We start from the raw sequence: 14,605 nt of genomic DNA, 5'->3' as shown, positions 1-14,605 counted from the left end.
AAATCCCCCGCCCATTATCGGACGGAGGGATTTCTTTTGTATGTGGTGCTCCGCATTCCTGTAACTCTTACAACCCTTACGGTGCAGTCTCCAGGAATTTAGCTGTCGGATTCTTCTCAATTGCCGTTCTCATCGCATATTCATTCTCAAAGAGGACCACATAATTGTCCTTCTTATCTTTAACAAGGGTAGAGTTAATCCGGAATTTGCTTGGATCGATCTTGTCGTCAATAATCCAGCGGGCAAATTGATACGGCATGCGCTGCAGCTGTACCTCAACGCCATACTCTGCCTTCATCCGATGCTCGAATACTTCAAATTGAAGCTGTCCAACGACTCCTAGAATCGTCTCATCGAAGCTCGCTGTACGGAACACTTGAATCGTCCCTTCCTCTGTCAGCTGGTCAATGCCTTTCTGATACTGCTTGTGCTTCAAGGCATTCTTTGCTGTCACCTTCGAGAAAATTTCCGGTGAGAATGTCGGAAGCTCGTCAAAGACAATTTCACTGCCTTGGCTTAAGGAATCTCCAATTCGGAAAATTCCCGGATCGAACAGACCGATAATGTCGCCTGGATAGGCCTCTTGTACAATGTCCCGGTCCTGAGCCAGAAACTGCTGGGGCTGAGAGAGCTTAATCTCCTTACCTACACGAACATGCTTAACGCTCATGCCTCGTTCAAATTTACCCGATACAATTCTCAGGAATGCGACACGGTCGCGGTGTGCCGGGTTCATATTCGCCTGAATCTTGAAGACATAGCCGCTGAACTTCTCATTTGTCGGTTCAACTACACCTTCCGTGCTCTTGCGAGGTTCCGGCTTCGGCGCCAGCTCCAGGAAGTTCTCCAGGAAGGTCTGAACACCAAAATTATTAACTGCACTACCGAAAAATACAGGGGTAAGCTCCCCTTTCAGCACCTTCTCCAGGTCAAACGGATCACCCGCTACATCGAGAAGCTCAAGCTCCTGCTTTAATTGGTCATGCAAGAATTCACCAGCCATCTCACGAATCACCGGATCCTCATAGCTGTCGACCTTTTGCACATTAATCTTGGAATGATCATCACCTTGGAACAGCTCCACCTGATTTTTCATCCGGTCATATACACCGCAGAGTTCCCGGCCCATACCAATCGGCCAGTTCATCGGTACCGAACGGATACCAAGAACACGCTCCAGCTCCTCCATTAGATCAAACGGACTTTGTCCCTCACGGTCCAGCTTGTTGATAAATGTAAAGATCGGTATTCCGCGCTTTGCACACACCTGGAACAATTTAATCGTTTGTGCCTCGACACCCTTCGCTACGTCAATCAACATGACGGCACTATCTGCGGCAGTCAGTGTGCGATAAGTATCCTCACTGAAGTCCTGGTGACCCGGTGTATCCAGAATATTAATACGATGACCTAAATAATCAAACTGCATCACAGAGGACGTTACAGAGATTCCCCGCTGCTTCTCAATTTCCATCCAGTCACTTGTCGCATGCTTGCTTGCCTTCCGAGCCTTTACTGTACCTGCCAGGCGAATGGCGCCCCCAAATAACAGCAGCTTCTCAGTCAACGTCGTCTTCCCGGCATCCGGGTGAGAGATGATCGCAAACGTCCGGCGTTTGTCGACCTCCTCCTGCAAAATATTCGTGGTTTTGCTCATGTTCATTAATCCCTCTCATACTCATATATTCATCAAAAATGTAATATTTCAAAGTATAACATCATCCCTGTCGTTATCTTGCCATAGGACCTTCCGTCTAAATGGCTCAACTCTCCTATTGTACCACATTTGTTATTTATTTTTACCTGTATATTTTATCTCACCTAAAAAAGCAGAGTCCTCCTAATTTAGAGAGAGGCCTCTGCTTTTGCACCATTAAATGTCACGATGTGATTCATGTAAGAAGTCGGTTTATTCATCCTTCATTGTTCTTAATCCAGATCACGTTGTCTTCATCCTGTCCATTAACCGGCCACCAGTGATGTCCATCCTGCTCCAGCAGATTATCCGCTGCGGACGGCCCCCAGCTGCCTGCAGGATAATAGGCCAGACTCTCCGGCTGCTCTTGCCATACCGCTGCAATACGGTCTACAAAGGACCAGGCCGTTGCAACTTCGTCCCATCTTGTAAAATAGGTGGAGTCTCCTTCTGCAGCATCATGAATGAGCCGTTCATAAGCCTCCGGGGAGTTAATTCCAATCATGCAGCTCTGGCAAAAATCCATGGCAAGCGGCTCAATCTCTGAATCTGTGCCTGGCTTCTTGGCATTGATCTTGATATAAATACCCTCCATCGGATTTACACGGATGACAAGGAGGTTCGGCTCGAGCTTATATTTTTGACCAAGATACACATTGTTCGGCATGGATTTGAACTCCACAACCACTTCTGTCGTTTTGACAGGCAGTCGCTTACCGGTTCGGATATAGAAGGGCACTCCAGCCCATCGGAAGTTATCGACGAATACCCTCGCCGCAAAATACGTTTCCGTATTGGAACTGGGATCTACTTTATCCTCCTGGCGATAACCGGGCAGATGTACCCCCTTCACATCACCTTCCGTATATTGACCACGAACGACATTCGCGCTCACATCCTCACTTGAAGCAAACGGACGTAAGGAACGAAGCACCTTCACCTTCTCATCCCGGATATCCTCGGGCACAAGCCGGCTTGGCGGCTCCATGGCAATCATTGTGAGCATCTGCAACATATGGTTCTGTCCCATATCACGAAGGGCGCCGGCCTGGTCATAGTATCCTCCACGCTCTTCAACTCCGACGGTCTCACCCAGTGTAATCTGAATATTGGAAATATGCTTGTTATTCCATAACGGCTCAAAAAAGGCATTGCCGAAACGGATCACCTCTATATTCTGTACCATTTCTTTGCCCAAATAATGATCGATCCGGTAAATTTCTTCTTCGCGAAATACTTCACGAATTTGCTCATTCAGCTGCTCTGCCGAGCCCAAGTCATAGCCGAAGGGCTTCTCAATGACCAGCCTGTGCCAGCCTGTACTTTCAAGCAGCCCCCCTTCTTTCAAATGGGAAGACACGCTTCCAAACAGCTCAGGAGCCAGCGCGAGGTAGAACAGACGATTACCGGGAATGGAAAATTCATGTTCCACATCCTCTGTGAAGGCATTAAGCTCACGAAACCCATCGACATGATGAATATCTAAAGACTTATATTCGAAATGCCGTGCAAACTCAGCCCATTCCTCTTGGTTCCCATCGCTTGGCTTATAACGACAAAACTCCTTTATTGAGGACAGCACATCTTCTCTGAACTCCTCACGCGTCCGCTGACGTCTTGCCAGACCAATAACTGCAAAGTGATCTGACAGCTTACCTTCCCGGTAAAGACTATAAATCGCAGGAAAAAGCTTGCGCCGGGCGAGATCGCCCGTAGCTCCAAAAATGAAAAATACCGCACTCGATGCCTGCATTGTTTCAACCTTTTGAATGTTCGCCATAGCTCCTTCTTTCCCTATCGAATAGTTTTATTTTTTGAACTAAATAGTGTTACCTGGATGTTGCTGACATTTTAGCACAACTGAACTTGCGAAGCTATGCCTTGAAATCCTCATCTCCTACTATTATAGGTATTCTCTTATTCTTATAACCGGCTTTTCAAATAATTGCTCATCTATCATACAGGGCTTGGTTAAAGGTCTATACCTGTTCAGCTTCAAGAGAATACTTATAAGTTAGACAGAATGAAGGTCTAAGCACTGCAATACTTTCTTTCTCTCTATTAAATTACAAACGAGGTGAATGATATGTATCCTGTACGTCCGTTAACCCCGGAAAACATAGGCCAGCATTGTGGAAAAATGGTCTGTGCTGTCATGAAAGACGGAAGACGGTTTGTCGGCAGACTTCACAGCTGTAATGGAACCCATATTTTTCTTGCCGATGAACGCAAAGGCAAATATAGATCCTGCCGAGCTTACAAATCGAGTGTACTCGAGAGCAAACAAGCAGAGCAGCCGAAGAAAAAACAGAAAAAGTTAAAGCAGCAGGCCGTAGTTAAAGGCTTCTATCCTTACGGCGGCTATGGCTACGATTGGGCTCTCGGTCTCTCGTTCCTCGCTTTGCTCTTCCTCATCTAATTCTTTCTATAAAGTAATAGAAGGCCCCGGCTCATCTATCCAGAGTCTCGGGGCCTTACATTGTGCTGCACAGTTATATAAATTCAAATTTGAGAATTGTCCTTGTCACTCAGCCAGACCATTCTTATAAGCGTAAATCGCCGCTTGCGTACGATCATCGACTCCCAGCTTCGCGAGAATGTTCGTCACATGAAACTTTACCGTTTTTATCCCGATAATCAATGTGTCCGCAATATCCTGATTCGATTTGCCTTGTGCGAGCAGTCTTAGAACATCCATCTCACGTTCAGTGAGGCCTTCATGTGCCTTGGCCTGCTCTTGCGGCTGGCGGAAGCGGTTCATCATCTTGGAGGCTACCTGAGACTCTAGAACAGACTGACCGCGGGCAGCAGCGCGGATCGCATCCGCAATCTCGGAAGCGCGTGAAGTTTTAAGTAAGTAGCTAAATGCTCCAGCTTCAATGACGGGATACATCTTCTCATCATCCAGATAGCTGGTAAGTACGATAACCTTGCATTCTGGCTGCATCTTTAACAGCTGCTTGGTCGTTTCAATCCCATCCATTCCTTCCATCACCAGATCCATTAGAACGACATCGGGATGGTACTCCTGAGCAAGACGAATGCCTTCCTCTCCGCTCCCTGCTTCACCAACAACCTCGATCCCATCCTCGGTATCCAGCACAGCCGCCAGCCCAATCCGCACCATCTCATGGTCATCGACCAGCAGAACCTTAATGGCAACTTCCATACTTTCATCTTCCATAATACTATGCTCCCTCGCTTTCTTCCTCCATGACCGGCACCGTTATTTCGATTCGGGTTCCTTTGCCTGGAGCCGTAATCCATACGATCGAGCCGCCAATTTCATTTACACGCTCCTGCATATTGGACAACCCGTACGAAGCCTGCTTCTTGTCATCCAATTCAAAGCCCTCGCCATCATCCCGGATAATGACCCGAATGGCTTTATCCTTGCGTTGAATTCGAATCTCGATCCTTTCCGCCTTGGAATGCCGAAGGGCATTGGACATGGCTTCCTGAATAATACGAAATAGATGATTCTCTATCCCTTTTACCAGCTGAATGCCTTCATCCATCTCAAGCGAAATTTCCATCGGCACCTTGGACTGAAGCTCTCTCACAAGTTCCTTAAGTCCTTGTTCAAGATGCTTGCCCTCCAGATATACGGGACGCAAATGCAGCAGCAATGCCCTCATCTCCGATTGGGCAACAGAAGCCATTTCCTCGATCAACGCCACCTGTCGCTGTGCTCTGTCAAAATCCTTCTCCAGCGTACGTCCTACCGCTGTAGCTGTCATGGATATGGCGAATAGCTGCTGGGACACAGCATCATGCAGCTCTCTGGCTAAACGCTGCCTTTCTTCTACAATGGCAGACACTCTTGCTTGTTCAGCTAACTGAGCATTATGCGTGGAGAGGCGCTGAAGCGAGGTGACCTGCTCCTCCCACTTCTTGCTGATCCGGCCCAACTGTTCTCCAATTCGTCCGACTTCATCATAACCAAGCTCCGGCACAGCCCTCGTTACGCTTCCTTTCTCCCATTGCAGTAAGGTTTCCCGCAGTCTCTCTAGTTGCACCTTGGTTCTGTACATTTGGAAGAACCCATAAATCGCACCGAGTCCAATCAACAGTAATACAAGGGTGGCTCCAGCCTGAAACCAATGATCCCACTCATCAAACGGCATTAAGTATCCATAGGAGTAAAATATATAAAAGGTAACCAAGCCTAGCACCAGTGCAAGCAATATGCTCTGTCCCATACTACGCGTGACCATATTTTTTGTTTTATTGGATTGCATAAGGGAGTCCTCCCTCCTGTTGAGTATTACGTTAATCGTACGTTTAGGTCGCCAATTAAATAGGAAATGACAAACTTCACTTTATATTCACTGTTCTCATAGCCCGGAGTCCGATAAACAAGCCGATTCATTGCTCCGCCTTTTTGATCATTCCCGAACTGCTGCTTGCCTAGTAGTATAAATGCTTCGATCTCTACACCATAATCCTCTGGGATCGATAAATCAATATCTCCCATCACTCCCTGCAGATAAACAACGGTCTCCTTCGTCTCCGGAATAGCCAGCGATAAGTCAGCATCCACTTCACCGATGACATGCCAGATCGATGTGTTTCTGAGCATCCATGGCTCCTCATCCCAAGCAAAATTGGACATAAAATTTTGATTGATGATGTAGCCTTCTCTCGGCTGGACTTTACGCCCCTTCCAATAGAACACGCCAAGTGAAATCAGGGTTACACCGACAACAAAGATCAAATTATCAAGAATGAGAATGGCTGCGCCGACTCCCAGATATGTGCGTCCTTTTTTGGCATTGCCCGATTGGAATTTGAAGTAACCATAAATCAATAAGAGAAGTGCGACAATCGTAAAGAAGCTGATAAAATCTCCAAGCAGCATCAGCAGACCGATCCCTATCGCCAGTATTGCAAAAAACTGCTTTTTGTTACTCATCTGTCGCACCCCCTCATGTCAATTTTCGACCACACTGGCCGATATGTATTTGGATAAATTCGAATCGCACTACTGCCATTAAAGCCGGCCTATGATCTTAAAAAAGGCCATACGGAACAATATCGCTCCCGTATGGCTCTATTCAACCTAGTTTAAACCACTGCTTGATTCTATCATAACTTCATGCTGACTTGAATAGCTTATTCTTTAGGCGCATCTTCAGAAGAGGCTTTGCCGTTCAGCTTGCTCTTCAATGCTTCCAGCTGCTCATTTACTTTGAATTGTTTCTCCGTTTCTACCGGATTATTCGTGTAGCTGCTTCGGTATGGAGCACGCATGACATCTGCTTCCGCTTCAAGCTGCATAATTTTCTCTTCCATACGATGGAATCCAAGAGATGCATTGCCGCTTTCGATCGTGTGAACACTGTTGATTTGGTTCATTTGCTTTTTGGCTTTGGCCATTTGTGCACGGGATACTAGCTCATTGCGTTTGTTACGCATTTTGTAGAACTCATCCTTCATGTCATGAAGCTGCTGCACAAGCTCTTTTGCTTGAGTCTCTGCTTCCACATGGAAGTTCTTATACTCCTCTGCCTTTTGATCATAGTAGATCTTCTCTTCAAGAAGCTTGCGTGCGACTTCCTCCTGCCCGTTAACAAGTGCTGCCTCAGCCTGCGATTCACGCTGTACACCAAGACGTTCCGCTTCTTCCAAACGATGCTTCATCCGGCGCTCATTCGCCATTTGCTTCGCGACAGTAACTTCTGCCTCACGAATTTCTGCTTCCATATCACGAATATATTGGTTCAGCATTACAATCGGATCTTCTACTTTGTCCAGAACTTCATTCACCGATGCTTTTGTCATATCTTTAATTCTTTTAAATACTCCCATTTTATAAATCTCCCTTCTCATACTTCGATAGTTTTTGGCGCAGCTCTTCTACTTCTTTCTTTAATGCCTTTTTCTCAATATCACCCATCATGGAGTCGAGATCATCCTGTTTGGGCTCATAAGCGTTTGAACTCTGATAACGATTGCCGCTGAATCGGTCTCTCTGCGGTTCTCTATAAGAAGCAAACCCGCCTTGGTTCGCATATTCATTGCCTTTTCCATAATATCCACCTGCACCTGGACCCGGCCCTGGACCATAAGGGTCATAAGGTGGTATATATTCCTTAGGTATAACAAGCGCAGCAATGAAGTAGAGGAAGATCATTACGCCGCCTGTGAAAAAGATGCTGACTACGAATATCAGTCTTGCTAGTGTGGAGTCTATGCCGAGTGTTTCGGATAGCCCGCCGAGTAGCCCGGTTACCATCTTGTCGCGTCTTGATCGATATAATTTACTCATCTAATTACTCCTTTCCTCCGTTTTCCAGCTTCTTCTTGAGCTTCGCCATCTCTCGTTCCAAGAGATCAGATACGGAATACTGGCTGGTTTCTCTTGACTGCTCACCGCGGCGCAGATCCCGAAGACTTCTTGCCTCATACTCAAGATCAGACACCCGGTCCTCCAAGCGATTGAACATTCCCGGAACATGTCTTCCGCCATATTGGCCAGAGCGTTCATTCATTCGCTGCTGCAGCTGTATCGTCTGCATTCTTGCATAGTAATATTGACGCTTGCTGTACACTGCTTGATATTCAGTCTTGAGATGGTCTAACTGCTCCTCAAGCTCTGTCAGTGCATCTCTGCTTTGATCGTACAGTTCGATATATTGTTTGTACTTTTCTTCGTAGAGCATTTTTTCCTGCAATGCCAGCTTGGCCAGATGATCTTCCTCCGCTTTGAGTGCCAGCAGAGCCTGCTCTTCTCTCTTCGCAATCATGGCTGAAGCCTCATCTACCTGCTGCTTTAATTGTCTGGTATGTCTTGAATATTGCTGGTGAAGCTTCTCAACCTCTCCAATCTCATTTCGTGTATCCATCAGAAATTGATCGATCAGCTTGACAGGATCTTGACTTTGTTCCAGATGTTCATTAATGGTGGCTGCGGTGATATCCCGCATTCGACGAAATACGCCCATTCTTGATCTGACCTCCCTTTCCAACTGTTAAATTTAATTAGTAACGTCTGCTGCTGTGATTGCTTTTGTCCTTCAGCATGTAAATCCCAAATACGATCAACCCGATTGCAATGAGGGGTCCGATTAACCATGCCAGCTTGCTGATCAGAACCAGCACACCAATGACTAGAATGATGTAACCGATTAAGGTGTTTCCTCTCTTGACACCGTAGTATCCAAGAGCGATCATCGCGATTGGAACCAGATAACCCATAATTTCTCTAGTTACTGCTCCAAGGAAGGGAAGAAACCCTCCGAATAGCATCAAGGCTCCCACGACGATCAGGATGATCGCTAAGCTTTTACCTTTACTGTATCTCATATGTTGTTATCACCGCCTTCTTGTTTGTCTTTCTTCTTTACGATTTGCTTCGTGTTTTGTTTCTTGTTTTTACTTCGTGTTCCTTATGACTTTATTTTAGGAGAATTTACTTCTTTTCAAAACGGACCGGGGACGGTTTTTTAACCTAGACTCTGGTCGGGGATGAGCCAAGACCTTATAAGTACAGACATTATCGTAAGCATAAATACAACACAAAAACCGCCCCTCTGGTGAAGAGGAGCGGAATGACTCACATTTGATAAACAAAATTTCGAACAGCTGGCTCAGCCCTTAATCGAGCCCAGCATCGCACCTTTCGCGAAATGCTTCTGCAAGAATGGATAGACCATCAGGATCGGCAGTGTCGCTACCACGATTACCGCCATCTTCACTGCCTGGTCGGGCGGTGGAACGGAGGAATCCAGCTCTGAGCTGTAGTCCATACCGCTTGCGAGTACAACGATTTGACGCAGCAACACTTGGATTGGCCACATTTTACTCTCATTTAAATAAAGGATCGCGCTCATATAGGTATTCCAATACGTAACCGCATAGAACAGTGAGATGGTTGCAATGGCCGGCATGGACAGCGGAAGCACGATACGGAACAGAATTCCAAAATCATTCGATCCGTCGATCTTCGCGGATTCTTCCAAGCCCTCCGGAATGTTCTGAAAGAAATTTTTAAGAATGATCATATTAAAGGCACTTATGGCGCTTGGCAAGATCAGGGCAGCATACGTATCAATTAATCCAAGCTCCTTCACAACGAGAAACGTAGGGATCATCCCTCCGCTGAACAGCATCGTGAAGACGACCATAAACATGATAACTTTGCGTCCATCCAGATCCCGTCTCGAGAGTCCATATGCCATCAGTGATGTAATCAGCATACTGAACAATGTGCCAATGACGGTAACCCCACTGGATACCAGCATCGCTCGAAAGATCGTATTTGTTGAAAATATAAACTTGTAGGCATCCAGACTCCAATCTGTCGGGATGAGTACAAATTTCTTGGCTGCCATTTCAGCACTTGTCGTGAATGAACCAGCGACCACATGCACAAATGGCAATACAGTAACCAGTGCTATGACAGCAAGCAGAATAAAGTTCACATACGAGAACATTTTTCCGCCCAGCGTTCTGTCTTCAACCATTTTCTCTCTCCTCCCGACGAGATTAGTAAACGCCCTCTTCACCCATTTTTTTGGCCAGCTTATTGGCAATCATGACAAGAATCAATCCGACAAAGGATTTAAAGAAGCCAATCGCTGTACTATAGCTGAATTGCCCCTGCTTCATCGCAGCAGTATAGACATAAGTATCAATAATCTCTGCAACCTCCCGGTTCATCGAGTTCAGCAGGAGATATACATGCTCGAAGCCAAGCTCCAGCACATCACCGATCTTTAGAATGAGCAGAATAATGATGACACTACGAATGGCAGGAAGGGTGATATGCCATATTTGACGCAGCCGATTCGCTCCGTCCATTCTCGCCGCTTCATATAGCTGAGGGTCAACAGAGGCAATGGCAGCAAGGTAAACGATCGTTCCCCAGCCTGCCTCACGCCAGATTACCTGAATGATATACGTTGACCTGAACCACTCTGTGCTGAGCAAGAAATTGATTTTCTCGAAGCCAAAAAATACGAGCAGCTCATTCACAATCCCGCCGTCCATCGTCAGCATGACATAGCCAATCGACACGATAATAACCCAGGACATGAAATGCGGCAGATACACGAGGGTTTGGAATGTCTTCTTGAAGAAGGAGTTCCTCACCTCGTTCAGCATAAGGGCAAGAATGATCGGCACTGGAAAGTAGAAGAGCAGATTTAACCCGAACAGGATGAGTGTATTCGTGAGTATGTTTAGAAAATCCGGCTCATTGAACAATCGGGCAAAGTGCTCAAATCCTACCCATTCGCTGCCAAGTATCCCCTTGAACGGCTTATAGTCCTGGAATGAAATGACAAGTCCATACATCGGTAAATATTTAAAGATCATAAAATAGAGAATACCTGGGAGCAGCATGACGTAAATCCATTTATTTTTCCAAATTCTTTTACGCAGCCTGCTCTCCTTTTTACGCGTTGTTGCAGATGGAACGGCGATTTCCTGCATGGCTCTCTCCCTTTCTATCCGGTATGTCCGGCGGCACTAGAAACGTCTGGATGTAACATTATTCGGATGTTTTGGTGTTACTTATGCTTTGATAACTACTAACTACAAAGAACCGTATTGTTACTTCTTGGCTGCGTACGCTTCATTAAATTCTTGAATAATCTGCTCCCCGCCCTGCTTCTTCCACTGCGCTACAGCAGCTTCAAATCCTGCTTGATCTAAGGTTCCATAGATATATTTGTAAGTCGCATCCGTAATGATCGTCTGCAGCTCAACACCTTTGGTTGTATAAGTCTCAGAATCAAGCGCTGCTGTAGGATCATGAACGGCAATCTCCTCGTTCGCTACCGTCAGCTCTTCTGCATGGATTCTGCCTGGCAGATCATGATACCCTTCGTACATTCCATTGGTTTCTGGTTCCCCGATAACACTGTCTTTGTAACCCTTCACTTCACGTTCGGTTTTTTCCTGATCCTCCGACGCTTTGGCCTTACCGTCCTCAACGGTATAATGTACGCCCTCCTGCCCCCAGTACATCAGATTGGCCACTTCAGGAGTCATCATCTTGTCAAAGAAGGCTAGCACCTGCTTCAGCTCTGCTTCATCCTTGATCGCGGAAGTTGGGAACAGAATGACATTGTTATATCCAGGAATTGCCCAGGTTGACGCTTCTCCTGTAGGTCCAGCAATCATGCTCTCCACATCCAGTACAGCATCCGGCGCATTCTTGATCAGATCCTTGTGCAGGGAATTAATATCCGACATTGCCCCGACATAAGCTCCTGCCTTGCCGCTCGTGAACAAGTTAACTTGATCCGTTTTACTCGTAGCCGCAAAATCCTGATTGATTAACCCTTCTTGATGAAGCTTCTTGAAGAAATCGAGGGTTTCCATATACTCAGGAAAAGTGAAATCCGGCTGGAGCTGTCCGTCCTTCTCCCCCCAGTTATTCGGAACCTTGTACCAGGAAGCAACGGTCTTGAATGCGCCATATACCAGGTCATTTCGGTCCGTCAGTCCAATTGTATTGTCCTGTCCATCTCCGTCCGGATCCTGCTCTTTAAACGCTTTCAACATAGTGTAGAATTCATCCACATTGGTTGGTGCTTCAATGCCCAGCTTATCTGCCCAATCCTTACGATAGATGAGTCCCTGCCTTGCTAGTGGCCTACCGATATATAGTGAATAAAGTTTTCCATCCACCTTTGTGTTCTCAAGAATGAGCGGCTTCAGTTTATTTAAGTTTTCAAATTCGCTTAAGTAAGGTCCTATTTCCCAGAACTGTCCGTCACGAATGGCTTCCTTCATTTGAATGAAGGTGGCCTGATTCTTCAAGTAAGTTACATCCGGCAGTGAGCCTGTCGCAAAGGAGGTATTTAATTTCTCTTCGTATGTGTCCGCCGGAAAAAATTGATACGTCAGCTTCGTATTTGTCAGCTTCTCCACTTCATTTTTAATCGTATCCGGTGGGGTTTCGGCTGTATTTAGAGGAAGCATAATCGTAATCTCTGCCGGTTGACTGGATGCTTTCTCCCCGCCTTGTGACGCCCCAGGTTCGCTGGAATTACCTGAACTGCTCTCTCCTCCGTCCCCACAGGCAGATAGGACCATACTGAATGACGTTAATAGACTGAGCATGGCGAATGTTCTTTTTTTCATATTTGTCATGACCTCCATTAAGTTGATGGATAACTTGCTTGCACTCTCACATTACATTTTAAAAACAGAGTACGAATACAATCATTTGCCCATATCACCTTACTCCGTGCGACATCTAATCAAATGATTATCCTGATTATCATCTATATTTCTGCTCTACTAGATCAAAAAAAACGCCCAATGTGTGTGATTCCTGCGAATCACCATTGGACGGTGCAAATTCCTCTATTCACTTGAAATAAGCAGCAGTATATTCTTGAATAATATCCTCTCCACCCGATTGCTTCCATCGTTCAATCTCACGGGCGAAGCCTTCTTGGTCAAGATTTCCCAAAATATAATGATAGGTTGCATCGGATATCAATGTTTCCAATTCCACATTTTTTTCGGCATACGTATCGGACTCCAGATGGAGGGTCGGGTCTTGAACCAGGAACTTCTCATTATCCATACTTAATTCCTCTGCTAATGCAGTTAAGGCCTCCTGCTTCGCAATTGGCATTACATTGGGGTTGCTGAGATCCGCAATCATTAATGTGTACAACGGATTTACTTCGTTAACCCGCAGAATGGACGTTCCTTCATCCAGAAGCACCTTTCCATCCTGAACCGTGTAGTGTATACCTTCAATACCATACCGCATCAGATTGGCAACATCCTCATCCATCGTTCTGTCAAAAAAGCCTAGGATCTTTTTCAGCTCCGCCTCTGTTTCTATGGCCTTCTTCGAAAATAAAAAAACACCGTTATAATTTGGAATAGACCACACTTTATATCCCGCCGGTCCCTGTATTCGATTCGAAAGCGTGAATCTTGCGTCTGGATTCAGTACCTTAGTCTCATCATACAAACGCTGCACATCCGTCATGCTGCCAATATATACACCAGCTTTACCTGTAATGATCATATCTCTCTGTACATCCTTGCTAGTGACAGCAAAGTCCTGATTGATCAGCTTCTCCTTAACGAGCTTCTTCATGAAGTTCATCGTGTCCATGTAGGCCTGGGTCTCAAACTCAGGGATTAATGTGTTTCCTTTGACCAGCCAGTTATTCGGTGTTCCAAAATAAGAAGACAGTGTCTTGAAAGCCCCATAGGTGAGGTCGTTGCGATCTGCTAATCCAATCGTATCATGCAAGCCATTTCCGTCCGGATCAGAAAAAGTAAACGCTCTCATAACCTCGTACAGCTGGTCTAATGTTTTCGGTGTTTCGAGCCCCAGCCGATCAAGCCAATCTTCTCGAATGATGACGCCTTGTCTTGAAGAGGGTCTCTCTGTGTATAATCCGTAAATACGTCCATCCACCGCCGTCTGCTCAAGTATACCGGAATCCAGATATCGGAGATTCGGAAATTCTTCGATATAGGAGCCGATTTCCCAGAATGCATCCGTTCGTATCGCATTTTTGATAAAGGGATAATCAATATGCTTCACAAAGGTTACTTTCTTCATGGAATTGGTCGTGAGTGCCGTGTTCAGCTTATCTGTGTATATACCGTCTGTGATCCAATTGATCTCCAGCTCCGTATGAGTAAGCTGCTCAATTCGATCCATGATTTCATCACTCGGCGGATGGGGAAAATGAAGCGGGACCATCATCGATATTGGAAGCTTCTCCTCTGCTGGTACTTGCAGTTCTGCCTTAAGGGCACCACTATTACAGGCGGTAACGATCATCATGGACAATAGACCTGCCCCGGCCGCAATTATGCGTCTCCCCCATGCTACTCGCTTAAAAAGAACCATCATAACCGCCCATCCCCCTTGCCGAATTTTCCATTTATAGGCATAATCAATAAGAAGCCTCAATT

14 protein-coding genes are annotated in these 14,605 nt (G+C 45.9%); 1 reads left to right on the top strand and 13 read right to left on the bottom strand.

The window, feature by feature from the left end:
- Positions 1-76: 76 nt before the first annotated feature.
- Together ACFSVM_RS20500 and zwf are read right to left on the bottom strand one after the other, a co-directional pair.
- Positions 77-1,657: a peptide chain release factor 3 gene (locus ACFSVM_RS20500; RefSeq protein WP_076315158.1), complete on the bottom strand. Its 1,581-nt coding sequence runs from the start codon at positions 1,655-1,657 to the stop codon at positions 77-79.
- A gap of 256 nt (positions 1,658-1,913) precedes the next feature.
- On the bottom strand, positions 1,914-3,476 hold the full coding sequence (gene zwf / locus ACFSVM_RS20495; protein ID WP_076314982.1) for a glucose-6-phosphate dehydrogenase: 1,563 nt from the start codon (positions 3,474-3,476) through the stop codon (positions 1,914-1,916).
- Positions 3,477-3,782: 306 nt separating this feature from the next.
- Here zwf and ACFSVM_RS20490 point away from each other — a divergent pair, with 306 nt between their 5' ends.
- Positions 3,783-4,115, top strand: coding sequence for a hypothetical protein (locus ACFSVM_RS20490; protein ID WP_076314981.1), 333 nt, complete (start codon positions 3,783-3,785; stop codon positions 4,113-4,115).
- A gap of 105 nt (positions 4,116-4,220) precedes the next feature.
- Here the strand turns inward: ACFSVM_RS20490 and ACFSVM_RS20485 are convergent, their stop codons facing one another.
- The 11 genes from ACFSVM_RS20485 to ACFSVM_RS20435 form a co-directional block, all read right to left on the bottom strand.
- On the bottom strand, positions 4,221-4,865 hold the full coding sequence (locus tag ACFSVM_RS20485) for a response regulator (RefSeq protein WP_047913634.1): 645 nt from the start codon (positions 4,863-4,865) through the stop codon (positions 4,221-4,223).
- Positions 4,866-4,884: 19 nt separating this feature from the next.
- Positions 4,885-5,937, bottom strand: coding sequence for a sensor histidine kinase (locus ACFSVM_RS20480; RefSeq protein WP_076314980.1), 1,053 nt, complete (start codon positions 5,935-5,937; stop codon positions 4,885-4,887).
- 26 nt (positions 5,938-5,963) lie between these two features.
- Positions 5,964-6,611, bottom strand: coding sequence for a cell wall-active antibiotics response protein LiaF (gene liaF / locus ACFSVM_RS20475; protein WP_076314979.1), 648 nt, complete (start codon positions 6,609-6,611; stop codon positions 5,964-5,966).
- 200 nt (positions 6,612-6,811) lie between these two features.
- Positions 6,812-7,507, bottom strand: coding sequence for a PspA/IM30 family protein (locus tag ACFSVM_RS20470; RefSeq protein ID WP_076314978.1), 696 nt, complete (start codon positions 7,505-7,507; stop codon positions 6,812-6,814).
- Between the two features lies 1 nt (position 7,508).
- Complete coding sequence (locus ACFSVM_RS20465) at positions 7,509-7,967, bottom strand: PspC domain-containing protein (RefSeq protein ID WP_076314977.1); 459 nt, start codon at positions 7,965-7,967, stop codon at positions 7,509-7,511.
- A gap of 4 nt (positions 7,968-7,971) precedes the next feature.
- Positions 7,972-8,643 (bottom strand): PspA/IM30 family protein, encoded by a 672-nt coding sequence (locus ACFSVM_RS20460; RefSeq protein ID WP_379264223.1) that lies wholly within the window; start codon positions 8,641-8,643, stop codon positions 7,972-7,974.
- A gap of 37 nt (positions 8,644-8,680) precedes the next feature.
- Positions 8,681-9,004 (bottom strand): hypothetical protein, encoded by a 324-nt coding sequence (locus ACFSVM_RS20455; RefSeq protein WP_076314975.1) that lies wholly within the window; start codon positions 9,002-9,004, stop codon positions 8,681-8,683.
- Between the two features lie 284 nt (positions 9,005-9,288).
- Positions 9,289-10,164 carry a carbohydrate ABC transporter permease gene (locus ACFSVM_RS20450; protein WP_379264220.1) on the bottom strand — a complete coding sequence of 292 codons (876 nt, stop codon included), beginning with the start codon at positions 10,162-10,164 and terminating at the stop codon, positions 9,289-9,291.
- Positions 10,165-10,186: 22 nt separating this feature from the next.
- Positions 10,187-11,134, bottom strand: a complete 948-nt coding sequence (locus tag ACFSVM_RS20445) for an ABC transporter permease (protein ID WP_379264218.1) — start codon at positions 11,132-11,134, stop codon at positions 10,187-10,189.
- 120 nt (positions 11,135-11,254) lie between these two features.
- Positions 11,255-12,793, bottom strand: coding sequence for an extracellular solute-binding protein (locus tag ACFSVM_RS20440; RefSeq protein WP_076314972.1), 1,539 nt, complete (start codon positions 12,791-12,793; stop codon positions 11,255-11,257).
- 229 nt (positions 12,794-13,022) lie between these two features.
- Positions 13,023-14,543: an extracellular solute-binding protein gene (locus tag ACFSVM_RS20435; protein WP_379264216.1), complete on the bottom strand. Its 1,521-nt coding sequence runs from the start codon at positions 14,541-14,543 to the stop codon at positions 13,023-13,025.
- Positions 14,544-14,605 lie beyond the last annotated feature (62 nt).

This window comes from Paenibacillus shunpengii (genome assembly GCF_042684905.1).
GTDB lineage: Bacteria > Bacillota > Bacilli > Paenibacillales > Paenibacillaceae > Paenibacillus > Paenibacillus shunpengii.
The sequence above is the reverse complement of the archived record's forward strand: the minus strand, read 5'-3'. Positions and strand labels throughout refer to the sequence as shown.

Coding starts and splice junctions, on each gene's coding strand:
- ACFSVM_RS20500 (WP_076315158.1), bottom strand. CDS start 1,657: ATGAGCAAAACCACGAATATTTTGCAGGAGGAGGTCGACAAACGCCGG.
- zwf (WP_076314982.1), bottom strand. CDS start 3,476: ATGGCGAACATTCAAAAGGTTGAAACAATGCAGGCATCGAGTGCGGTA.
- ACFSVM_RS20490 (WP_076314981.1), top strand. CDS start 3,783: ATGTATCCTGTACGTCCGTTAACCCCGGAAAACATAGGCCAGCATTGT.
- ACFSVM_RS20485 (WP_047913634.1), bottom strand. CDS start 4,865: ATGGAAGTTGCCATTAAGGTTCTGCTGGTCGATGACCATGAGATGGTG.
- ACFSVM_RS20480 (WP_076314980.1), bottom strand. CDS start 5,937: ATGCAATCCAATAAAACAAAAAATATGGTCACGCGTAGTATGGGACAG.
- liaF (WP_076314979.1), bottom strand. CDS start 6,611: ATGAGTAACAAAAAGCAGTTTTTTGCAATACTGGCGATAGGGATCGGT.
- ACFSVM_RS20470 (WP_076314978.1), bottom strand. CDS start 7,507: ATGGGAGTATTTAAAAGAATTAAAGATATGACAAAAGCATCGGTGAAT.
- ACFSVM_RS20465 (WP_076314977.1), bottom strand. CDS start 7,967: ATGAGTAAATTATATCGATCAAGACGCGACAAGATGGTAACCGGGCTA.
- ACFSVM_RS20460 (WP_379264223.1), bottom strand. CDS start 8,643: ATGGGCGTATTTCGTCGAATGCGGGATATCACCGCAGCCACCATTAAT.
- ACFSVM_RS20455 (WP_076314975.1), bottom strand. CDS start 9,004: ATGAGATACAGTAAAGGTAAAAGCTTAGCGATCATCCTGATCGTCGTG.
- ACFSVM_RS20450 (WP_379264220.1), bottom strand. CDS start 10,164: ATGGTTGAAGACAGAACGCTGGGCGGAAAAATGTTCTCGTATGTGAAC.
- ACFSVM_RS20445 (WP_379264218.1), bottom strand. CDS start 11,134: ATGCAGGAAATCGCCGTTCCATCTGCAACAACGCGTAAAAAGGAGAGC.
- ACFSVM_RS20440 (WP_076314972.1), bottom strand. CDS start 12,793: ATGAAAAAAAGAACATTCGCCATGCTCAGTCTATTAACGTCATTCAGT.
- ACFSVM_RS20435 (WP_379264216.1), bottom strand. CDS start 14,543: ATGATGGTTCTTTTTAAGCGAGTAGCATGGGGGAGACGCATAATTGCG.